Here is a 22,042-nt window from a genome sequence, read left to right as displayed (position 1 = left end):
CTCCTTAGAACAACGCATGATCTTTACTAAATTTCCTGACGAGTAAGTTCGTCGATACGACTAGAATTAAGCCAACCACTGCTTGGTACAAGCTAGCGGCGGATGCCATGCCTAGGTCACCAACGACTCGCAACGAGCGAAACACATACGTATCTACGACATCTGTCGTCGGGTATAACATCCCTGCATCTCGGGGCACGAAGTAGAATAATCCGAAATCCGAGTAAAATATGCGGCCCACATTAAGCATGAATAGCATCGTAATCAGCGGTAAAATGAGCGGGATCGAAATCTTCCGAATTTGCTGTAAACGCGAAGCTCCGTCTATGGAAGCTGCCTCATAATAACTGTTGTCGATGGACAGCAAACCAGTGAAGAAGATGATGGCGGTGTAGCCGACATTTTTCCATAAATAGGTGAGTGTTAAAATGAGGGGCCAATAGCCTGGCTTACTGTACCAGTCGATCGGGGCAATATGGAGCTGCTCCAATGCCTTATTGATCACGCCAAAGGATGGATTCAGCAAAATGTAGCTAACGAAACCGACGACGACCCACGAAAGAAAATAAGGAAAAAACAAGATCGTCTGGAACAGCTTCACCCATCTCCGTCCCAACTCTGCTAGCAATAATCCAATGACTAAAGCGCAGGACATGCCCACTACGATAAACAATCCATTTAGAAGCAGTGTGTTTCGTGTAATCCTTAGTGCATCTTGTGAGTTGAAGAAAAACTTGAAGTTATGCAACCCAACCCAATCGCTTCCCCAAATGCCTTTGGCGTAGTTGATATCTTTGAATGCGATCACGATACCGTACATAGGTAAGTAGTAAAAGATAAACACCACAATGATGGCCGGCAATCCGATTAAAAACAAACTTCTTGCCTTCCAGAAATGCTTCGATTCTTTGCGTATAGCTGAGAAGATTCCCAAGTATGCTGCCTCCTTCTGTCTGGGTTACCATGCGTCCTCTTTGCGATTTCATCATACGAAATCAGGTAGAGAATTGGATACTGCTCATTTTTGCTGGGGTTAAAATAGACTGTAAGATTTGAAAATCGGAGGGATTTTCACTGTACTATTTTGTGATGAGAGTGGATAAAACCCTGATAGATTGGGGATTTGGTGGAGATGAGTGCTTATGTGAGGTAGATGAAATGATGCGGACGACCGAGTGCAATATCGGTCTTGAGAACGATCATATATAACTGAGTATGCAATATACTGTTTATATGATCCACAATTCAAAGAACGGGGAGATAACGAATGATAACGAATTCCATTGAAGTAAGCGGCTTACGCAAAAGCTTTGGCAAACAAACCGTATTGGATGGCATCGATTTACAGGTAGCGAAGGGGTCCATATTTGCGTTGCTCGGGCCAAATGGAGCAGGAAAAACGACGCTGATAAACATTCTATCAACGTTATCTGAACCAGATGCGGGCTATGCGCGAATCGAAGGGTATGATGTCATCGCTGACCGCAAGATCGTGCGGGGATCAATCTCGCTCACGGGCCAATTCGCAGCGGTGGATGAAGTACTGACAGGACACGAGAATATCATCATGATGTGCCGGTTAGCTGGCTTATCTGCGGGCGAGTCCCGCATTCGTGCTGCGGAGCTGCTGAAGCAATTCGAGCTTGAAGCCGCGGCTGGCAAGCGCGTGAAATCCTACTCTGGCGGCATGCGCCGCAGATTGGATCTGGCCGTAAGCCTTGTCGTTAGTCGTCCGGTGCTTTTCCTCGACGAACCGACGACAGGTCTGGATACGGTCAGCCGCCGCTCCCTATGGGAGACGATTCTGCGGCTGAAGCAGCAAGGCATGACGATACTGTTGACGACGCAATATCTAGAAGAAGCGGATCAGCTCGCAGACGAAATCGCTGTGCTGAATCATGGACGCATCGTCGCATCCGGATCCGCGGAATCCTTGAAAGCTCGTGTTGGCGGCGAAGTCATCGAGCTCAGGAATACCTTGGATGAGGTCATTCTATCCATTCCAACGAGCGGCACTGTTCAGGATGTTAGCCAAACGTTGAACGAGATCGCGGGCTCGTGCCCGCCAGGTACGCGCATCTTCATTCGCAAGCCAAGCATGGACGACGTCTTTCTTGCGTTGACGACAACTAATAACAAGGAGGCTTCCCTCGTATGAGCGATTTCCAATCCCTAAAGAACCTACAGCCTTTGAACTCGAATAACACTCGGCCCCTAAACATGAATAATCTAGCTATGCCAAAGCCAGCTTCTTTCGCAGCTACCAACGCTGTCTTCATTGGACGCAGCATTCGTCACAGCTTGCGTAACATCGAGTCGCTCATGATGGCTATCATGCTACCCGTTATGCTCATGCTGCTGTTTACCTATATATTTGGCGGCGCCCTTGATCCGACCGGCAATTATGTGAACTATGTCGTGCCAGGCATCATCCTACTGTGTGCAGGCTTCGGCTCATCCAGCACGGCTGTTGATGTAGCAAGCGACATGACCAATGGCATTATCAACCGTTTCCGGACCATGCCGATCAGCAGCATCAGCGTCATTACGGGCCATGTCGCCGCGAGCCTAGCTCGTAACTTGCTGGCCACATGCATGGTTATCGGGGTTGCCCTGCTTGTTGGTTTTCGTCCCAACGCGACATTCATCGAATGGCTTGGAGCCATTGGTGTCATCATTTTATTCATTCTGACGTTTACCTGGCTGTTCGCTGCGATCGGCCTCGTCACGGGCAGCCCTTCTGCCGCCAGCGGCTACGGCTTTGCCCTGCTGTTCCTCCCATATTTGTCCAGCGCATTCGTTCCAACGAATACCATGCCATCTTGGATGCAAGGCTTTGCTAACCATCAGCCAATCACACCGGTCATTGAGACGATTCGCGGTCTGCTAATGGGTACGCCTGTGCTGCATAACGGTTGGTGGGCTATCGGCTGGTGTTCAGTCCTACTGGTTATGTCCATTGGTTGGTGTCTCCTTGCGTTCCGTCGGAAGAGCGGGAAGTGAGCGGAGCCTTCGATTGGTGGAACCAGTATACAGCATGTTGAGGTAGATAACGTTATGCCATCATTTTATATCGCAGAAAAATTCGAACTGTACCCGTTTAACCTTATCGCATAACGCTATTCATTCCCTGGAACAACCGGCCATAGCCAAAAATGCTAAAAGGCACTTATTTTCGGGGAAAACACCTCAAAATAGATAAATAAGTGCAAAAAGGCATCCTTTTACACCGAAAAGGTGCCCATAGGTGGATTTCCAGAAAAAAAGTTGCCTTTTTGCACGCATTTCAGGTAGAGGGAATGGCTCGAGAAAAAAGGTTGCACTTTTGCACTTTTCATAGCCACATTAATGGCATATAGTAAAAAAGCTGCGCGCAAGTAGATCCCTCTACTTGCGCGCAGCCTTTTTATGCTCATTACTCCTGCCCCACTCTTTTCATCTTCAAATAATGCTCAATCCCATCCAAAATCCGCTCAAGTCCGAAATCCAGATCATTGCCGATCGGATTCTCCACCTCATCCGTGTAAGCACCTGCCATCAAGATGGGATGCAGATGGGGGAAACGATCCGGCTTGACCAATTGCTTTAGTGCTGCGCCATAATTGACCCCACTAAATGCTTCCGGACTCGCACCATCGCGGATAGCCTTATCCATATCCCGCGCAATCAGACCGCATGCTCTAGAGTAGCTGCTGACGAGAAGTAGAAATGACATCTTCTCAAAATCGTTCAGCGGAAAATCCCGCATAATTCTCAACATCCAGTCGATCACCTGAAGATTGTTTGGCCCGAGGGGAACGCTCGTAATATGCATATCGCCATACCACGCATGTTTGCGAAACACATCTACGCAAGCCCAGACGTATTCCCCCATTTCCTCACGCCACGGCTTACCTGGCACCTCTGATGGAATCGGAATGTCACACACCGCATCCTGCATCAGCACGAGCAAATCTTCCTTACTTGTGATATAGCGATACAAAGACATCGTCGTGTACCCCAACGATTGGGCTACCCTGCTCATCGACACAGCCGCAAGTCCATCGCTGTCAGCAATGGCAATCGCCGCGTCAACGATTTTTTTGATGCTGAGCTCACCTTTAGGCCCTCTGCGGGACGTTTTAATAATTCCCCAGCTAAGAGCTACACCTGATGGTAAGCTCTGTATGATTTCATCACCGATCTCCATGTTGTTCATTCCTCCATTATCCTTGCATTCCGAAAATGTATACATCGTATACAGTATATCACAATCGCATCTAGATTGATTAGTGGAGGCCACTTTAGAGGACGATCCGAAAATTTACAATTCCGTAATATGCCATTTACATGCCCCTTACATAGTTTTGGTATAAGTAAGTAGTTAAGAGAAATGTGGATAACCACGAGGGGAGATTTACTACTAATGAAACGTAAATGGATCGTATTAACATCTTTACTGCTTGCTCTTCCTGTGGCTGTTTCGGGAACAGTAACTGCTCAGCAAGTGAACGGAGTAACCTCCGAAAATGTAAACTATTCGAGCAATGGACAAGTGATTAAACCTTCAGCACCAGCTGTAAATTTGGACGGCAGTTTGTACATGCCCGTTCGCGCACTATCAGAAGCCATGGGTAAATATGTGGATTGGGATGAGTTTCGCAACAGCGTATCTTTGACGGACAAGCCTGTTTTGACTGGTAAATATGAGCTAAAGGCAGCCAATCTTGCAGAAGGCATTAAAATGGGCGTGGGCTCATCCTTAACGCACCTTCCAGGAGACCCTGATAATGTATTCTATACAACAGCTGATCGCGGGCCAAATGGACAACCTACAATTAACGGTAAAACAGTGCGTACGTTCCCACTTCCAGACTATGTACCAACGATTTATAAAATCGAAGTAAGTAAAGGTGAAATCAATATCTTAGACAAGTTCCCTTTGAAGCTCTCAGGCACTGACCCTGTGTCAGGCAAAGTCACGATTACTGGGCTGCCAAATATTAAAGGGCGCGATGAAGAGCCTTACGATGCCAAAGGCGAGAAAGTACTCGCTTACGACCCGTACGGTCTTGATATCGAAGGTTTAGCTTATAATCCAAAGGATGATTCTTTCTGGATTTCCGATGAATATGGTCCATCCATTGTCCATGTGAAGCGTGATGGTACGATCATTGAGCGTATTGTGCCTAAAGGTTGGGCAAGTCAAGCGTCCGCTCCGCTTGTGCCATCCCGCGAGACGCTGCCAGAAGTGTACAACAAACTTCGCCAGAACCGTGGAGCTGAAGCTGTTGGCATAACACCTGATGGCAAATATATGTTCATGGCCATGCAGAATGCACTTCGTAATCCAGATAAAGCCATGGACAATTCACGTCAAGTTCGAATTATTAAGTTTGACCTCGCGACGCTTAACCCTGTTGCTGAGTTTGTATACGTCCTAGAGGATGCGAAGCAATTTAAGGATCTTACTCAAGGCGATATCGTCATTTCCGATATGGTTGTCGTGAACGAGAACACGCTGTTAATCGATGAGCGAGATAAATTCTCTGGCGATAAAGCACAGTTGAAGCGCATTTATGCCATTGACCTTTCTACAGCTACCAATGTTACTGGCAAGTATGACAGTGCGACAGCGGCAGGTAAAACGCTTGAGCAAATGACGATTGCAGATCTGAAAGCCAATAACATTCTGCCTACGACGAAGCGTACCGTACTGGATGCAGTTGCATTCAAGTTCCCTTATGAGAAAATTGAAGGTGTTTCGCTCATCAATGGTGATACACTTGCTATCACGAATGATAACGATTTCGGCATTGACAGCACAACACCTGAAAATGGAACACTTCTATGGACATTTAAACTGCCATACACAATTAAATAGATACCCACAACCAAACGACCCGGAAGTCCAATGATGGACAACCGGGTCGTTTTACGTTTTTCCCACCATTTAATTACCGCATGCGCTTTGCCATATACTCCCTGGGCGTCATCCCAAATTTAGCCTTGAATAGCTTATAGAAATAACTCTCGTTCTCTACGCCTACGCGCTGCATGATCTCCTGAATGCTTAGCTTGGAGTTCTCCATCCATTCCACCGCTTTATGCAGTTTCACCTGATTAATATATTCGGGAATCGACATCCCGAGGTGAATCTTGGATATTTTGCTCAACTTGTAAGCAGGCAGTCTCATCATTTCAGAAATACTTGCAGCGGAGAGAGAGGAATCGAAATAGTTGGAATCGATAATCTCTTTAATCGTATCGGCGACAACTTGGTTGCCTTGAATCCCTTTTTCCTCACCTTCACTATGAATGGCGCGTACCGCTTCCAACAGAAGTCCCTCGAATTGCTCAATCGTTTCCTCCTCATACAGCTCGCGACTCATCAGCCTAGCGGGAACAGCAATTGGCTCCTTACTCGTACGGTTCATCTCAAAAATCGTCTTCTTCAAATGGTGCACCACCTGCATACTGACCAGCATGATGCTGCCATAGTCTAGCTTGCGAATGTGACCGAATACGTCACGGAGTCTTTCTTCTGTTTTGATCGCGCTACCTTTGGGAACAGCATCGGTAAATTTGCTCACTAACTCCAACACTTGCTCTACATCCACACTCCCCATGTTGGAAGCAATACGTGCTTGCGTAATCACAGACTTCGTTCCGAATACATACCGATAAGAGCTGTTAGCTAAGGTTTCATTATAGGCGGCAGCAATCGCTGTATATTCCGTAATGACATTGCTGACCGTTGCCGAAAAAGTGATATGGTAGTGCTTTTGAATGTAGTTTTGCGCTTCCTGCAGTGATTGTTCCACCTGTTCCACGGATTCGTGTTGACCATCAGCCGTGTTCAATAAAATCGTAAACGAGTCATCTTTCATATCTACAATTTGGGCGACACCTATTTGAGATAGAGCATCCGCAGTTACATTCGCAATCGCAAAGCGCAGCAACTCTCTTTCAGCCAAGCTTTTATGACTTAGGATTTTTTTATACTCATCGATACGCAAAATACAGATTAAGAACGGTTTATCTTTCGTCAGGGCATCATTCAACTGCCTCAATATATCCTCAAATTCAGCTGCATTCATACTGTAGCTATCTGATATCAGCTTTTTCAAAAAGTAAATCTTCATAATACTCGTATTATTGTTCTTTTCGAGGTTGTATTCATAGAGCTGTTCTCTCGACTTACGATACACCTCAGTCAAATAGGAAAACTCGTCTTTCACGCCAGGCTTCAGGAAGCCCTCTCTTCCCGCTCCACCGAGCGATGTCTGTTCCATGAGCCGCCTCACCGGCCTGTAAATGCCTCGAGAAACCGATAGCGTTAAGAGCAGCGCCCCGACAAAAACAGCTCCCGTAATGAACAGAATCGTATCCATCAGCTGCTTCAGATTCGCGTACACTTCTTTATACGGCTTCGCTTCCAACAGCGTCCATCCCGTATTCTCCAAATAGATATAAGAGACAATGAATTTCTCGCCATTGACTTTGGATTCGTAAAATCCAGCCGGCTCTCCCGTATGCATCCGATCTTGGGAAACCGATGTTTCAAAGGCTTGCTTAATCGTAACGGCCGAGGCATTGTCAGCGATCAAATGGGTGGTATCGGTTTCAATAAATTGATTCTTGTTGTCTAAAATATATAAATCACTTGGCGTCCGCGAATCAAATTGATTAATCGTTCGAATATTATCGACGAGCCAGTCCAACTTCACATTGAGAATGATGGCACCGTCCATCACACCTTTTTCATCCACATTTTCAAACATGACATAACTCAGCACAGTATCGTAGGTAGGCATGGCACTGCTGCCTCCGGTTTGCATTTTCCGCACAATCGCTTTCAAAGGCGTAATATGAGGATTCTCCGCGAGAACCTTATCTAATTCAGCATCCTTATGGTACAATTCACCAAATGTGGAGTAATACAGCTTCTTATGGTTGTTATAGACATAGACCGATTGAACGAATGGATAATTGGCAACAACGGTCGCATTCAGTTTATTAATCGTATTCATATGATCATATGTCTCTTCGTCATTCAAATACATGAGCGCTTTGACGTCATTATTACCGTAGGTAGAAAAGGTCAGCTTGCTGATCATCGTATCCAAATAATCGATATTGTACTTCATTTGGGACAACAGCTTCTGGCTTCCTTCGTATTCGCTTTGAAACACATTTTTCTCAACATTCACGTAGATAAGACTGGAAAATGAAAGTAAGATGAGCAGGATCATGCAGTTAATCCATAGAAAAATGCGCAGCAAATACTTCTTCTCCTGAACGATTCGCCAAAGTTTCATGCCAGTTCCCCCGTATCTATATCTATCTCTGTACGAATAAATCTACCTTATTATAACGCTTTCAACAAGAACAGTCCCTAATGATTTGCATCATAGGGACTGTCTCATTTTATATGCCTAACTCATCCTACCTATTTAAACACTTTCACCAACTACACATACTCCACCCACTCACCTAGCTTAAACACTGCCAACTGCAACTTTCCGTGCACTCTAACACGAATATATCACTGCTGGGCATTAACACTCCCAGTATAGTTGGCTCTCATCGTGCTCCAAAAATACTCCCCCATTGTGCTCAACGAAAGTTGAAATAACTGGAAAAACTACATCTAAATTTCAACTAATTCGCTCCAAATTCAGATTAACTGGAAACCATACAGCTAATTTCTATCAATTCGACCAATCTGACTCTATTGACGAAAATCAACTACATAAAATCCATTTATTCCTCATATTTCCACTAAAATGGCGAATTTGGCTGCATAAAATACATTTATTACTGGGTGGAATGTGTGAATGGGGGTGAGTGGGTTCCCCACTCACCCCATCTTACTCTTGTACTGCGTCGGCGTAATCCCCGTGTGACTCTTGAACAATTTGCAGAAATAGCGATAGTCCGAAATGCCGACTGCGCCGGATACTTCGTATATTTTCATCGTTGTCCGTTCGAGCATCTCGCTCGCTTTTTCCATACGTACCCTGTTCACGTATTCCAAAAAGTTCTCACCGATTTCCTGTTTGAACACTTGCCCCGCATATGAAGGATGCATGTGCACGAGCTTCGCAAGCTCGGCCACTTGCAAATCTTCTTGGAAATGCTCGCGGATGTAACGGCACATCCATTGGATCTCCTTGCGTGCGGTTACCTGTGGACGCGCTTGCTGATTCCACCACTCACAGATGGCGTCAATGGTTGCCAACCACCAATCAGAGTAAATGTTCCACGACGTAAGCTGATCAATGCTACTTAATCTAGTGACAACTGACTCTGGCAGCCGCACAAGGTCTGGTTGGAGCATTTGTCTCGTCAGACGGAGCAGATCCCCTGGATGGATCGGTGGCACGCCAAGTGTGATCATCACGCTTACAGCTTCCCGAAAAGCCTCCTCATTCTCGCGTTGCAAAGCTTTGACGACAGCGGCCGTCCACTCCCTCGTCTGCTCCGAATCAAGACGCCGTAAGAAAATAGGGGCTTTACTTGAACTTTGATAGAAATAAGCAGCAAGCCCGTCCCTTCCTTTTCGTATAAGGTCGGCAAGCTGTTTACCTGTCCACGATTGCTTCCCAGACTCTTCAACTGATCCGATATGAACAACGCTGTGCATGGGAGCTGCAGCACTGACAACCTCCTGAGCCATCCTTGCAAATTGGTTTATTTGAAAGACAGGCATATCACGCTTAGACCCAATTAATAGAAGTAATTGGCTATGTTGAATAGGTAAGATAGCTAATCCACAACCATCACCTATCATATGTGCATCCAGTTTCGCCTCAAGTAGTTCACCTAGTTGGCATTGAAGCTGAACGAGTTCTTCCACCGAGGAGGAAGCTCCCTCCGCACTAGTCGTCTTATTTGCCCCCGAACTTGCTGTCACACGCCATCCCATCGTTATTCCCGCCAAGTAACTCGCTGATTCTACACCTGCAAGCCACTCCCTAGATATGGGATGCATACTTCCATCCCCCTCCAGCAGCATCTCAGTCCATTGGCGCTTCTTCGCCCACTCTTTCTCCCGCTCGAGCTTAAGCCTCATCTCCAACTTTAAATTAATATCGATCTCTTGCTCCAGGTCTTCAGCTACCTTACGGCAAGCATCCAGAATTTGCTCTGGCGTTTGTGCTAGCTTGATCAAGTAATTATCCACGCCTAACTCAATAGCCTGCCTCGCATATTCAAATTCACCATAAGCGGTCAAAATGACGATTCGGATGCGTGGCCATCTCTTACGCACATAAGCTGCTAGTTCCAACCCGTTCATATTGGGCATTGTAATATCCGTAAGCAGTAGATGAGGAACTTCCTGCTCAATCATGCTGATAGCTTCCTTGGCACCTGAAGCTGCTCCCATGAACGTAAAGCCTGCGTCAGACCAAGGAATGCGCTGCGCAAATCGCTCCCTCACCCATTTCTCATCATCCACCATCAGTATCTTCAGCATGATCGTCCACTCTCCCTCTGAAGTTATCCGTGCTCCTTCGACTCTCCAGCCGGTAGCTGTATCGTCACCGTTAATCCCTCATCCGGCTCGTTATGAAAATGCAGCCCATACGGATATCCGAATGTCATCCGCAATCGCTCTTGGACATTCCGCATGCCCAAATTGTTTAACCCTTTATTTGCATTGGCAGCACCTGTATCCTCTAACAGCAGCTTAAGCTTATCCGGCGCAATCCCCGGACCTGTATCGGAGACCTCCAGCACTACACCAGCTCCCTCATGCTCTTTGCCACAAACAATAATATGATTGACCCCTTCTTTACTGAGTCCGTAGAAAATACTGTTCTCCACCAACGTAATTAGCGTTAGCTTCGGGATCTGTGTCATGTTGTAAATCTCAGGGACGGCAATATCCACCTCAAAAACTTCCCCATACCTGAGGTTCATGATTTGCACATAATTGTCCAATTGTTGTAATTCATCCTCGACCGTTACAACATCTCCTACTTTATCTGTAGAATATTGCAGCAAGCCCATCAATGAGCGGATCATCTCGCACATTTCCTGTGTTTGTCCCATCTCACCTAAGCAATAGATTGCATTGAGCGTATTATTCAGGAAATGAGGATGAATTTGCGACTGCAGTACCTTGAGTTCATGATGTCGTTTCTTCTCCTCAGAGACGCGTAATTCATTGAATAACGTTTGAATATTGTCCATCATGCCATTAAAGCTATTACCAATATGCATAAACTCATCGTTACGATTCAGTGTAATCCGAGCTTCCAGCTCACCACGCGCAGCAGCTTTTAATTGCCGTGTAATCGCCGTCACTGGTTTCCGGATATAGCTCGTAATCCATACAGATAGAATAAACGCAAGGATAATCGCGATGAATACCACGAATACAAACTGCTGCTTCAACGAATTAATTAAAGGATAGGCTTGAGACTCCTCGATAACCGAGAATACGTACCAATCCCATTGATTCTGATTCGAGCTTAGCACCATATAGTTCCCAGTGGAAGTCTTCACTGTGTCGAATGAATTCCTAGCGGATTGCGTAATCTTCTGCAGCGCATCCTTCATTTCCAAATGATTCACATACACTTTGGGATAGACCAGATTCGTATTCGTAGAGAGAAATTCCCCATCACTAGTAAATATATAAATGCGTCGTTCCGTACCTTGCTCGGCTTGTAGCATTTTGGGTCCGATCAACGCACCTAGGTTAATATCCATCGCAACGAAACGACCGCTATCAATGCGCTTAGACACGGTAATGACATAATGATCATTAATTAAATGCGGTGCACTCCACCAGAAACCCGTCGTATTCGTCTGATATTTGATTTCGGCAATACTTGGCGCATCGATATAAAATTGATAGCCAAAAGGAGCGCTAACTCGTACCTTATTCTCTTCAATCACATAAATACTATGAACCAGATCCATTTGGTACGATAAAATGGTTTCAATAAGGTTCGTGAAATCCGGCTCACCTACTTCATACAAAGCAGGAGTGGATAAGAAAATCAACTGACTCTGGATGTTATTCATCAACGTCTTAATATAGTTCTCCACTTGGACAACAGAACTTTGAAGTGCTTTCTCATTATTCTGCTTTATGGGCTCAAACAATCGTTGGTAACCGAAAATTCCAATAATCAGGAATAGAACAATAACGGACATAAAGGTAAGAATGAAGAGCTTCGTACTGACGCTGGAAATCAAGTTTCTCCCTTTTAAGCGACGAATCATGCTAGTCTTCTCCTCCGCATAGTCCTCATTCTCTTACCACTCTTTAAGTATAAAAAATTCCCAGCTAATTAACTAGTAGCAGCGAACGAATTAGCGCATATGGAGATGCTTAAAACCCTCGATCAACGAGGGCTTCAAAAAACTATGCCATTTCCCCTGTATAAGTAACAACGACGCCAAGCACTTCGCGCGGTGAATGACTGTACAGTTCATAGGCTTCTGCTATTCGCGCCATTGGCAGACGATGCGTGATAAGTGGAGCAATATCAATCTTCCCTTGTGTCAACAATCGTATATATTCGGCCATATTGCGACCTTCTGTCCAACGTACATAACCAATGGGATAATCAATCCCTCTCTGCTCATAATCAGCCATATATCGACCTGGCCCGCCTGCACGAGAAATGAACACTTGAGCTTCCTTCTGAAACATCTGTTCCCGATCAAACGACATCGCTACATCCCCAACTATAATGATTTTGCCTCTGTCACGAATCCAACTCAGCGCTTTGTCAATCATTCCACTGAGTCCACCACCGGCACAGAGAATGACAGCATCCACACCAATGCCACCTGTCAGTTCCTTCATGTGACGAGTCAACTCATCTTCGTTGTCATACATATGGGGAGAACCGAATTCGATCAATTTCTCTGCACGTTCCCTGATTAGATCTAATCCGAACACTTGATAAGCAGACGATTCAGCAACTTGGCAGATGATCTGCCCCAGGATGCCTAATCCTACGACGAGAACAGATTCACCGAAGCGCAAATCCGCTTGGCGCAGCGCATGTATCGCAATCGCCCCAGGGCCAACATAAGCGGCTTCTTGATCACTAACCTGATCCTGCAAAAGAATGACAAGGTTCTTAGGTACTTTCAGGAGCTCGGCGTGACGGACAAAAGGGGAACCATAACAAGCAACGCGATCCCCCACTTGTACATGTGTCACACCTTCTCCGACTTCAACCACCTTGCCCATTGCACTATAGCCAAGTGTACTGGGTACGGTCGTCGTGTCTTTCAGCATGATTTCCGTGCCAGGACTAATCGCTGAGCAAATGGTTTCCACTATAACATAATTGTCCTCTATGGTTGGAGCCTCCTGATCTAGAAGTTCGATATGGCCCTTCACTGTATAAACAACTCTCATTGGATATTCCCTCTTCTTCTATCCCTTAATGGAGCCCAACATCGTACCTTTTACAAAGTATTTTTGCAGGAATGGATAAATAACTAGCATTGGTAATGTAGCAACAACGACAACCGCCATCTTAATCGTTTCTGGCGGCAAAGCATCCAAGACTAAGGAATTCAGCGATAGCTCGGTACTAATATTCGGCGTTTGAATCATACTGCGAAGCACAACCTGCATCGGCATTAACGTTTTGTCTGAGATATAAAAAATCCCTTTGAAATACTCGTTCCAATGCGTAACCCCATAGAAGAGTCCAATGGTCGCCATAATCGGAGCGGATAAGGGGAGAACGATTCGCCATAACGTTGCTAATTCGCCACAACCGTCTACTCTAGCAGCTTCTTCTACTTCAACGGGAAGATTCTCGAAGTACGTCTTCACAATCAGTAGATTGAAGGTTGATACCATGCCTGGCACGATGAGTGCCCAGACGGAATCATATAACCCTATACTGCGTACCACCATGTAAAGCGGAATAATACCACCGCTAAAGATCATCGTGAAGAAAATCGCCATGAGAATAAAATTGCGTCCTGGAACTGATTTCTTGGCTAGTGGATACGCAAGCAGCGTAGTCACAACGAGGTTCAGTGTAGTCCCCACAATCGTAATGAAAACTGTGATTTTCAAGGCTTGCGGGATACGAGCCGACTGGAACACTTCCTTATAGGCTTGCAAGGTCCAATGCTCTGGCCATATGACGAAGCCCCCGTTTTTCAAAACCTCAATATAAGGAGTTAAGGATACAATGATGACATAGTACAAGGGGAATAACGTAACCAAAGCGGCTACGGTAAGTACCGTATAGATGCACGCGTCAATAACTTTATCTTTTTTCGTTTTATGAATGATGAATGACATCAGAGCTCCACTCCCCTTCAAGGATCACGCAAGACATTACCATATGCCTGATCCTCCCATTTTCTTAGCTACCTTATTCGCACTGAGTACCAATATCAATCCGACCAAGGATTTGAAAACACCCATCGCCGCCGCTACACCGAACTCCAACCGTTCGAAACCGTAGCGATAAACCCACGTATCGATGATGTCTCCTGTGTCATAGACACGCGCGTTCAAGAATATGAAAATCTGATCAAAGCCTGCATCCAAGATCCCACCAATTCGAATGATTAGCAAGAGTACAAATACATCTCGGATACCCGGCAATGTAATATGCCACAGCTGTCGTCCGCGTCCGGCACCATCGACCACGGCAGCCTCATAAAGTTCTTGATTAATAGTAGCCAGCGCAGCCATGTAAATAATGGCTCCGAATCCCGTATTTTTCCATATTTCGGTGATAATTAGTAGTGGCCTGAAGAAGTCTTTATTCGTTAATAAATCAATTTGTCCCCAACCCATATCACGCACAAACGTACTGATTAACCCTGAGCTCGGTGCAAGGAAAGAAAACACTAAGCCGTAAATGATGACCCATGACAAGAAGTAAGGACCATATGTAATCGTTTGTACCCATTTCTTGAACCAGCGAACTCTAACTTCATTTAACATAATTGCCAAGATCACGTCGGGTATCATGCTGCCAATAATTTTGAGAATACTAATTTCCAATGTATTTCTGAGGATTCTCATGAAATCAGGACTATCAAAGATCACTCGAAAATTATCGAAACCAACCCAAGGGCTTCCCCAAATGCCCTTCATAATGTTGTAGTTCTGGAAAGCAATTAGCGTGCCTGCCATTGGGGCATAATGAAATATGACATAATAGAGAAGGCCTGGTATCATCATGAGATAGAACCATCTACTGCGATACACACTTTTCCATTTACTTTCTCTCGTGCGTGGAGCTATCGTTATATCGTTCTTAGCAGCTATGGTTTCCGCCATCGCCATCTCCTCCTAGCTGTCTCTATCAGACCGAAGACAGAAGGAAACCCACGAACAACGCCGGGTTCCCTTCGATGCCTTCACTCTCTTATTTAAAATCGTTAAGCTTATTCTTCAATGCTGTATTCAAAATTTTCGTGTACTCTGTGAATATATCTCTACCTTTGAATTTGGTCATGAGCTCTTCACGGTACTGCGGCCAGTTCTTGCCACTCTTATCTTCAAGAACACTTTTGATATGGTATTTACTCATCTCTTTACGGAAATCACCAATGTTAATGCCAGCTGGCGGAACCAAGCTAACCGGAGGCAATGCATCATGCTTAGGGTAAGACTCAACTGTCTTCAGAATAGCACGGTCGTGATCATTAATACGTGGATCTACTAGCTCGTATCCTAGCACCTTCGGCTCATCAGGTACGAAAGCATTGTACACATTTAACCAGTTGCCGGCTTTCGCAATATCAGCTTCGAAATTAGCAACATTCAACGTAATTTTCTTGCCATCTTTCGTGTAATGTTTGCCTTCTTGGCCATAATGTGTCAATAAGAAGCCCTCATCGCCTGTCAACCAGTTCAGAATTTCCATGGAGCGTTTAATTTTATCTGGTGTTTTCTCAGCTGTTGTTTTACTGATCAAAATCGTGTCAACTGCAACGTTATTTTTCCAAATAATCGGCTGATCTAGCGGGAAGATCGGTACCCAATTCGCTTTAGGATCTAATGCTTTAGAACGATTCGCCACGCTTGTCGGATTGCTATCTAGGATGGTAGTCTTATCTCCAGAGAAGAACATACCTACTTTACCTTGTGACGCTTTATCCAATTGTGCACCCGGTTTATTCAAGAACCAGTCCGGATCTACAACGCCTTGATTAATCCAATCCACGACTTGATCAATGACTTTCTCTACTTTAAGATCCGTCCGGTTATCAATATACGTATTGTTCGTAATCATGAAGTCTGCTACAAGACCGTTATTCAACCATTGCGGGAAATCAAACGGCAAGTTAGCACCATTTCCTGCTGCCGAGAAACCAAACGTATCATTCTTACCATTACCGTCTGGATCATTCTTCGTGAAAGCTACCATAACTTTCGTTAATTCGTCGTATGTCTTTGGCGCTTTCAATCCAAGCTTATCTAACCAATCCTGCCGAATATGCCAAGCTGCATACGTATTACGTGGGAATATATTCATGCCACGGAAGAATTCACCTTGTTTAATCTGGTAGGCATTGACTTCATCCTCAGATACCCATTTGAAATAGTTCGGTACAGCTGCTTTCGTTAAGAATGGGGCAAGGTTACCAGTGATTCCATCCGAAATATACTTTTGGGACTCTGCACCACCAGAGATGAACATATCTGGCACATTGCCGCCCGCCATCGTTGCATTCAACTTGTCATAGTATTCTTTACCGTTCATCATATAATCTATCTTGAGATCAACATTAAACTTTTCTTCAATGGCCTTCTTAACAAAATCTTTGTCTGCGGCAGGCAAATTCACATTCGCAAGATTTCCGCTAGTGACGGACCAGTTCAACGTCAGCTTCTCAGGTTTAGCCGTAGCAGACGCATTGGTCGATCCTGTCGGCGTGCTTGTCGATGTTGTCGATTTGCTATCCGAACAACCTGTAAGCGTAACGATTGTAGCAGCGAGACCAATAACTACTAATTTCTTCATTTCATTACCCCTCCTATTTATACGTTCCGTAAACTCTTATCTCACTTTATTTTCATGATAGCGTTTACTTGTTCTTAGTATAGAACCAACCCATTAGTGAAACTAGCAGACGCATTCAAGAAATAGTGGTTAAAATGCAGATCTTTATTGGAGAATTTATACTACAATTTTAACCTTCTGCTACACAATAAGAAACACCCTTACGCTAGCATCACTGGGCGTAAGGGTGTTTGAGGTTCATGTTATATTTGGAAAATGACTAGCGGGTTCCCGTAATCAGACCGTTGCTGAAGGCTATTCCTTATGCTTGGATGCGAGTTGTTTCTCGTTCTATAAAAATAAGCGGGACTTCAAATTCTCGCTCCTCGCTGGCCTCTACGGTATGTCCAAACTTATGAAGCAATTTATGGATGGCCATTTGCGCCTGAAGCTCATAAGGAATGTCCCAGCTAGAAATACCAGGGTAACTATGCTTAGCCATATAGTCGTTATTAATTCCGATCATTTGTAGGCGGTTCGGGAAGTCGATCTTCTGCTTATTGGCTGCCGAAAGCAATTTCAATGCAACGTGATCATCAAAAGCGACGATCCCCGTGCGCTTCGCTGGCCCCGCCATCACCTCTTGGAGAAATGCGTCCACGTCCAGTTCCTTCATTTCGACGATACGATGGGAAATCTCAACGCTCAGTTGTTGTAGACCCAGATGAAAACCAAGCCGCCGCTGTTCATCAATCACATTCGAGTGCTTGCTGCCCACGTAGATGAGTTCATCGCAGCCACGCTCCACAAGTAATTTCGTTGATTGTCTGCAAGCCTCGGCAAAGCCTAAATTTACAGCTCCAACGGATATATCCTCGGGCCAGCCCCAACCATTAATGAGCACTAGAGGCGTTCCGCTATTTACGATGGCGCGTGTGGATTCCTTCCCCATCGCTAAGCCATGACAGATAAGTCCATCCACTCTTCGCTGCAGTAATACTTCTAAGTTTCTTCGTTCAATCGTCGGATCGAATCCTCCTGAGGAAAAAACGGATAAATGGTAGCCCGCATGATGGGCTTCCATCTGTAAAACTTCCGCTAACCGTCCATAATAACTCGTCAATCCAGGAACTATGAGGCCAATTTCAAAGGTTTTGTTACGACTTAAACCTGCTGCCATGGTATTGCGTCGATATCCCAATTGTTCTGCCGCTAATTCGACCTTGCGAATGGTCTCCTTCGACGAACGGATTCCACCTCTATTCAGCACATTGGAGACCGTGGCAATCGATACACCAGCTGCTGCTGCCACTTCTACAATTGTGACTTGTTTGGGTCTACTCATATGTGTTTCAGCTCCATCGGTTAAACGTTTAACTTGCTCCTTTAGATTAAATTGATCTAATAAGCCTGTCAAGCGAAATCCAATGGAATCCCGGCACTTTTGCAAAATAAAATCGCTCCCAGGACAAGAACTATGCCCTAGAAACGATTCCTGTTATCCGTTAAACCTAATTAATGTGGGTAGACCGTCTCAAATTCATCGCCGCAAGGCCCGCCACTGGGGTTAATCTCCAACGAAACTGCTTCCCCATTTGCTCGATACAAAGGTCGGTAATGATTACTAATATGCGTTGCAGAAGCATTGGCATAATGGCAGATGAACGCGCGGCGGAAGCGATCCTTAGTCTTATTTCGATAGGAACCATGAATCAGATTGCCATTGAAAAAGAGAACATCCCCCCGGTCCATGATGACTGGCATTGCCTTCTCGTCCTTCGGCGGTTTCACGTAGTGGGTCGTAAAAGATTCCTTCGAATCTGCGATATCGGGACATGAGATTTCGAGGGCATTCGTTTTCGGTACAACGAGTAATCCTCCATTTTCCTCATCAGCCGCGTCAATAGCTGTCCATGCTGCAATACAATTGCCTGGCTCCACCTGCAAATAAAAGTTATCCTGATGAAGCGCCTGTCCCCGGGAGCCTGGCGGTTTGTAATAAAACATACTTTGCGCAGCGAGTGCTTCTTCCTCATACAAATCTGCTAGAACCTCTAACACGGGCTGATGAAGCATGTAGGTTTTCGCTGTCTCATTAAACCGATGCGGGTGCATGACACGCGGGTAGCGTTTCAATGGGTCGACGACCTCCGTCGATAGATCAGGTTCAAAATATCCTGGAACCGTCTGATCGCTAATCGTTTCGAAAGTTTCATCAATTTTAGCCAAATCATCTTCTGAAAATAGCCCCTTCACGATTACATAACCCTCAGTCTCAAAATGCTGTTTTTGTTCCTTCGTTAATTTAATTAGTGATTGTGTCATCGTTATTCCCTCCAATTGAACCTTTATTTCTATGTCTTTAGCATATCGAAATAACTGGTTACATAGAAGTAATAATCATGCTAATGATTCCTATAATCCTGCTATTTCATGCTATAATTACATCTATCTTAATTAGGTAGAGAAGGGATTATCCAACATGATATTGGATGCAAATAGATTGTTCGCCGGCCATTACATAGAATCAGATTCATATGTTACTAAACGTCCTCAAGGTCGGGATGATTGGTTATTAATTTTCACACTGGAAGGAGCAGGTTTTGTTAACTACCATGGTGCAGAACATGTCTGTAAGAAGGGTGTCCTTCTTTTATTAGCACCTGGAACTCCCCAACACTACGGCACATTGACAAACCATACCTGGCATTTCGTATGGGCACATTTCCCCCACACACTTTCTGAAACCAACTTGCTTCCTCAGGAAGATCAAATATTCCTTACCATAGAAAATGAGTCCTTACAGGAACGGATATACTCAGCATTTGCCCGTATATTAGCGGATTCGCGGGAACGTGGCGAGTATTGGTTCGAGCTCTGTTGCAGCTCTTTACGAGAAATTCTGCTAATCATGGCGCAGAAATACATACGCAAAATGGATCCCCGCATTGAAGAGGTTCTCCACTTACTCTCTGGGCAGATGCGCGAACAGATTCGGCTTGAGGATCTTGCTCAGACAGTCGGTCTCTCCCCGTCGAGATTATCTCACCTTTTCAAAGAGAGCACCGGCTACTCCATTATCGATACTTTGAATCGCATGCGGATCCAGCAAGCCGTTATGATGCTAGCCCATACGGGACGCAGTGCTTCGGAAGTTTGTTACGATGTTGGTTTTCAAAATTATAATCATTTCACGAATCAATTTCGTAAATGGCAAGGCATGACCCCGAGTATGTTTATGAAACGTCCACGTTAAAATAATTTTCGTTTATTCCTATCAGAATACTATGAATTAATGTATAATGATGATAATATCTATTCATTGTGAATGGAGGAGGATGACGATGAGAACTCAATTTTGGCGTGGCGACTACGATTGTATAGACGAGGTTCCCTTGCATCGCGTGCGGGGTAATCAACTAGGAATTCTGTTAAGTATCTTGGTCAGCGTTCTCAGTCAGCAGCTATGGATTCTCGTCCTTCCGTTAATTGTTCAGCTGATTAGTCGTACCTATGGCGTGAAATACAATATATTTGTCCGGCTGTTCTCTCCACTTTTTCCGGTTAGTACACGAACAGAAAGCCGCGAATTACTGCGTTTCAACAACTTGTTGGCTATCCTATTTCTCATCGTTACCATTACGGCTTTGCTTTTAAATGTGACGACGCTCGCGTACATCACACTAAGTATGTTAACTATTGCTGTCGTGCTGGCTTTAAGCGGATTTTGCTTCGGGTGCTTCATCTATTTTCAATGGAAACAGTATTGGGCGAGAAGAAATGCATAAGCGGTCATACTGAAAGAGGCTGTTTTGGAAGTGGAAAAGGAGCTGGTGCGTTTGCACCTAGCTCCTATTTTTATACCTATTCTGGGGTCGAAATATCCACATACACATCACCTTCAATTAGAAGTGGTTTATACCTTTCTAATCCAGGCAGCGCCATACCGACTGACGCCCCCACGATATCGAATTCGGCGCCGTGACAGGGGCACCAGAAGAAAAGCTCCTTTTTCCGATTACGTTGCGCTTCTGTCGCTGGCTCCACCGAACACCCTAGGTGTGTACATGCCGGTGAAAGGATGACAAGTGAGCCGCGCTCATCTTTGGTCACATAGACGAAACCCTGCTTAGGCGTCTTTACCCAGGCATCCTCGATCGTAGCGGTATAAAAAACCTTCTCGTAGCCAGTCATGGCGTGCAGCTGCTCTACTGCGCCAACCTTTACGAAACTAGACGGAATCTCCCGTGCGGCTGGATCATCCAGCTTTTTCCCATGAACCGCTCCGTAATAAAACAAAGCTGTATCCCCAAGTAACACGCCAGACACGCCTATTACAACTTTGCTTGAGGTGCTCAAAAAGGCTCTTCTTGTGATCTTTCGCGGTAATTGGGCAGTCATACGAAGGTCAACTCCTTCCCTTTTGACTTATATGAAACAAAACATGTCTACACAAAGGACTATCCAACTCCACCTTCGGATGGTTGAACATTGTAATAAACTGCATGCCGATCTTGTTCATCACATGGCTCGAAGGCTTATTAATCTCGGCTGTCCAACTGTACACGTCACGAAAGCCCAATTCCTTAAAACCATAGTGTAAACAGGCCTCCGCCCCTTCTGTCGCATAGCCTTTTCCCCATGCTTCTTTTTTCAACCGCCAACCAATCTCGATACATGGGGTGAAATCAGACTCCCAGGTGGCCCTGTGAAATCCAATAAACCCGATAAACTCTTGGTTTTCTTTTACTTCCACCGCATATAACCCAAATCCGCATTCTTGAAATTCTGATAAAATGGATCTATAGAACGTATCTGTTTCGTCTTTCGATAAAGTTTTAGGAAAATACGTCATCACCTCTTCATCCGCATTCAGCTGACGAAATGGTTCGAGATCGGTTTCTACCCAGTCACGTAATCGTAATCTCGCTGTTTCCAAGTAAATCATTGTACACCTCCGATTGACGTTGTTCCACTCCAACTTTTTCCTTATTTTAACATATATCAAAAGGTTTCGTCTGATTCTACTCATTCAGTCCGTGAAAAGCACAAAAAAAGCTGGATCTATGATCACAGCTTCTTCATTCTTGCGTTTATCC

The 22,042-nt window shown here is 45.0% G+C and carries 18 protein-coding genes; 5 read left to right on the top strand and 13 right to left on the bottom strand.

The window, feature by feature from the left end:
- Nucleotides 1-4 precede the first annotated feature (4 nt).
- Nucleotides 5-934 carry an ABC transporter permease gene (locus ASL11_RS30365; protein WP_235550622.1) on the bottom strand — a complete coding sequence of 310 codons (930 nt, stop codon included), beginning with the start codon at nt 932-934 and terminating at the stop codon, nt 5-7.
- A 333-nt stretch (nt 935-1,267) separates the two neighbouring features.
- Here ASL11_RS30365 and ASL11_RS30360 point away from each other — a divergent pair, with 333 nt between their 5' ends.
- The gene (locus ASL11_RS30360; RefSeq protein ID WP_056623219.1) at nt 1,268-2,158 is read left to right on the top strand and encodes an ATP-binding cassette domain-containing protein; all 891 of its coding nucleotides are present in this window, start codon (nt 1,268-1,270) and stop codon (nt 2,156-2,158) included.
- A gap of 77 nt (nt 2,159-2,235) precedes the next feature.
- Nucleotides 2,236-3,003: an ABC transporter permease gene (locus tag ASL11_RS30355; RefSeq protein ID WP_235550633.1), complete on the top strand. Its 768-nt coding sequence runs from the start codon at nt 2,236-2,238 to the stop codon at nt 3,001-3,003.
- Between the two features lie 412 nt (nt 3,004-3,415).
- On the opposite strand, the gene ASL11_RS30350 is transcribed toward ASL11_RS30355, so the two are convergent.
- Nucleotides 3,416-4,189, bottom strand: a complete 774-nt coding sequence (locus tag ASL11_RS30350; protein WP_082595981.1) for a TetR/AcrR family transcriptional regulator — start codon at nt 4,187-4,189, stop codon at nt 3,416-3,418.
- A 216-nt stretch (nt 4,190-4,405) separates the two neighbouring features.
- Between ASL11_RS30350 and ASL11_RS30345 the strand changes: the two genes are divergently transcribed.
- Nucleotides 4,406-5,863, top strand: coding sequence for an esterase-like activity of phytase family protein (locus ASL11_RS30345; RefSeq protein ID WP_056623214.1), 1,458 nt, complete (start codon nt 4,406-4,408; stop codon nt 5,861-5,863).
- Nucleotides 5,864-5,936: 73 nt separating this feature from the next.
- Here the strand turns inward: ASL11_RS30345 and ASL11_RS30340 are convergent, their stop codons facing one another.
- From ASL11_RS30340 to ASL11_RS30300, 9 genes are all read right to left on the bottom strand, one after another.
- Nucleotides 5,937-8,300 (bottom strand): AraC family transcriptional regulator, encoded by a 2,364-nt coding sequence (locus ASL11_RS30340; RefSeq protein WP_056623211.1) that lies wholly within the window; start codon nt 8,298-8,300, stop codon nt 5,937-5,939.
- Nucleotides 8,301-8,842: 542 nt separating this feature from the next.
- The gene (locus ASL11_RS30335) at nt 8,843-10,462 is read right to left on the bottom strand and encodes a response regulator transcription factor (protein WP_056623209.1); all 1,620 of its coding nucleotides are present in this window, start codon (nt 10,460-10,462) and stop codon (nt 8,843-8,845) included.
- A gap of 23 nt (nt 10,463-10,485) precedes the next feature.
- Nucleotides 10,486-12,222 carry a sensor histidine kinase gene (locus tag ASL11_RS30330; RefSeq protein WP_056623206.1) on the bottom strand — a complete coding sequence of 579 codons (1,737 nt, stop codon included), beginning with the start codon at nt 12,220-12,222 and terminating at the stop codon, nt 10,486-10,488.
- A 142-nt stretch (nt 12,223-12,364) separates the two neighbouring features.
- Nucleotides 12,365-13,375 (bottom strand): zinc-dependent alcohol dehydrogenase, encoded by a 1,011-nt coding sequence (locus ASL11_RS30325; RefSeq protein WP_056623205.1) that lies wholly within the window; start codon nt 13,373-13,375, stop codon nt 12,365-12,367.
- 18 nt (nt 13,376-13,393) lie between these two features.
- The gene (locus ASL11_RS30320; protein ID WP_056623202.1) at nt 13,394-14,281 is read right to left on the bottom strand and encodes a carbohydrate ABC transporter permease; all 888 of its coding nucleotides are present in this window, start codon (nt 14,279-14,281) and stop codon (nt 13,394-13,396) included.
- Between the two features lie 36 nt (nt 14,282-14,317).
- Nucleotides 14,318-15,274, bottom strand: a complete 957-nt coding sequence (locus tag ASL11_RS30315) for an ABC transporter permease (protein ID WP_056623199.1) — start codon at nt 15,272-15,274, stop codon at nt 14,318-14,320.
- Between the two features lie 88 nt (nt 15,275-15,362).
- Nucleotides 15,363-16,964, bottom strand: coding sequence for a hypothetical protein (locus tag ASL11_RS30310; RefSeq protein ID WP_056623197.1), 1,602 nt, complete (start codon nt 16,962-16,964; stop codon nt 15,363-15,365).
- A 301-nt stretch (nt 16,965-17,265) separates the two neighbouring features.
- A complete protein-coding gene (locus tag ASL11_RS30305) occupies nt 17,266-18,288 on the bottom strand; it encodes a LacI family DNA-binding transcriptional regulator (RefSeq protein ID WP_063795739.1) in 1,023 nt (340 codons plus the stop codon).
- A gap of 170 nt (nt 18,289-18,458) precedes the next feature.
- Nucleotides 18,459-19,268 carry a phytanoyl-CoA dioxygenase family protein gene (locus ASL11_RS30300; protein ID WP_056623188.1) on the bottom strand — a complete coding sequence of 270 codons (810 nt, stop codon included), beginning with the start codon at nt 19,266-19,268 and terminating at the stop codon, nt 18,459-18,461.
- A 157-nt stretch (nt 19,269-19,425) separates the two neighbouring features.
- Here ASL11_RS30300 and ASL11_RS30295 point away from each other — a divergent pair, with 157 nt between their 5' ends.
- Both ASL11_RS30295 and ASL11_RS30290 read left to right on the top strand, forming a co-directional pair.
- On the top strand, nt 19,426-20,199 hold the full coding sequence (locus tag ASL11_RS30295) for a helix-turn-helix domain-containing protein (protein WP_056623185.1): 774 nt from the start codon (nt 19,426-19,428) through the stop codon (nt 20,197-20,199).
- An 88-nt stretch (nt 20,200-20,287) separates the two neighbouring features.
- Nucleotides 20,288-20,731, top strand: a complete 444-nt coding sequence (locus ASL11_RS30290) for a DUF4395 domain-containing protein (protein ID WP_157257106.1) — start codon at nt 20,288-20,290, stop codon at nt 20,729-20,731.
- 76 nt (nt 20,732-20,807) lie between these two features.
- Here ASL11_RS30290 and ASL11_RS36095 read toward each other — a convergent pair whose 3' ends face one another.
- Nucleotides 20,808-21,344 (bottom strand): Rieske (2Fe-2S) protein, encoded by a 537-nt coding sequence (locus tag ASL11_RS36095; RefSeq protein WP_056623178.1) that lies wholly within the window; start codon nt 21,342-21,344, stop codon nt 20,808-20,810.
- A gap of 7 nt (nt 21,345-21,351) precedes the next feature.
- Nucleotides 21,352-21,891 carry a GNAT family N-acetyltransferase gene (locus tag ASL11_RS30280; protein ID WP_056623175.1) on the bottom strand — a complete coding sequence of 180 codons (540 nt, stop codon included), beginning with the start codon at nt 21,889-21,891 and terminating at the stop codon, nt 21,352-21,354.
- Between the last annotated feature and the right edge of the window lie 151 nt (nt 21,892-22,042).

The organism is Paenibacillus sp. Soil750 (assembly GCF_001428045.1).
Lineage (GTDB): Bacteria > Bacillota > Bacilli > Paenibacillales > NBRC-103111 > Paenibacillus_E > Paenibacillus_E allorhizoplanae.
The sequence above is the reverse complement of the archived record's forward strand: the minus strand, read 5'-3'. Positions and strand labels throughout refer to the sequence as shown.

What these genes read in the sequence shown, in the direction of transcription:
- ASL11_RS30360 (WP_056623219.1), top strand. Translation starts at nt 1,268, where the DNA reads ATGATAACGAATTCCATTGAAGTAAGCGGCTTACGCAAAAGCTTTGGC.
- ASL11_RS30355 (WP_235550633.1), top strand. Translation starts at nt 2,236, where the DNA reads ATGCCAAAGCCAGCTTCTTTCGCAGCTACCAACGCTGTCTTCATTGGA.
- ASL11_RS30350 (WP_082595981.1), bottom strand. Translation starts at nt 4,189, where the DNA reads ATGGAGATCGGTGATGAAATCATACAGAGCTTACCATCAGGTGTAGCT.
- ASL11_RS30345 (WP_056623214.1), top strand. Translation starts at nt 4,406, where the DNA reads ATGAAACGTAAATGGATCGTATTAACATCTTTACTGCTTGCTCTTCCT.
- ASL11_RS30340 (WP_056623211.1), bottom strand. Translation starts at nt 8,300, where the DNA reads ATGAAACTTTGGCGAATCGTTCAGGAGAAGAAGTATTTGCTGCGCATT.
- ASL11_RS30335 (WP_056623209.1), bottom strand. Translation starts at nt 10,462, where the DNA reads ATGCTGAAGATACTGATGGTGGATGATGAGAAATGGGTGAGGGAGCGA.
- ASL11_RS30330 (WP_056623206.1), bottom strand. Translation starts at nt 12,222, where the DNA reads ATGATTCGTCGCTTAAAAGGGAGAAACTTGATTTCCAGCGTCAGTACG.
- ASL11_RS30325 (WP_056623205.1), bottom strand. Translation starts at nt 13,375, where the DNA reads ATGAGAGTTGTTTATACAGTGAAGGGCCATATCGAACTTCTAGATCAG.
- ASL11_RS30320 (WP_056623202.1), bottom strand. Translation starts at nt 14,281, where the DNA reads ATGTCATTCATCATTCATAAAACGAAAAAAGATAAAGTTATTGACGCG.
- ASL11_RS30315 (WP_056623199.1), bottom strand. Translation starts at nt 15,274, where the DNA reads ATGGCGGAAACCATAGCTGCTAAGAACGATATAACGATAGCTCCACGC.
- ASL11_RS30310 (WP_056623197.1), bottom strand. Translation starts at nt 16,964, where the DNA reads ATGAAGAAATTAGTAGTTATTGGTCTCGCTGCTACAATCGTTACGCTT.
- ASL11_RS30305 (WP_063795739.1), bottom strand. Translation starts at nt 18,288, where the DNA reads ATGAGTAGACCCAAACAAGTCACAATTGTAGAAGTGGCAGCAGCAGCT.
- ASL11_RS30300 (WP_056623188.1), bottom strand. Translation starts at nt 19,268, where the DNA reads ATGACACAATCACTAATTAAATTAACGAAGGAACAAAAACAGCATTTT.
- ASL11_RS30295 (WP_056623185.1), top strand. Translation starts at nt 19,426, where the DNA reads ATGATATTGGATGCAAATAGATTGTTCGCCGGCCATTACATAGAATCA.
- ASL11_RS30290 (WP_157257106.1), top strand. Translation starts at nt 20,288, where the DNA reads ATGAGAACTCAATTTTGGCGTGGCGACTACGATTGTATAGACGAGGTT.
- ASL11_RS36095 (WP_056623178.1), bottom strand. Translation starts at nt 21,344, where the DNA reads ATGACTGCCCAATTACCGCGAAAGATCACAAGAAGAGCCTTTTTGAGC.
- ASL11_RS30280 (WP_056623175.1), bottom strand. Translation starts at nt 21,891, where the DNA reads ATGATTTACTTGGAAACAGCGAGATTACGATTACGTGACTGGGTAGAA.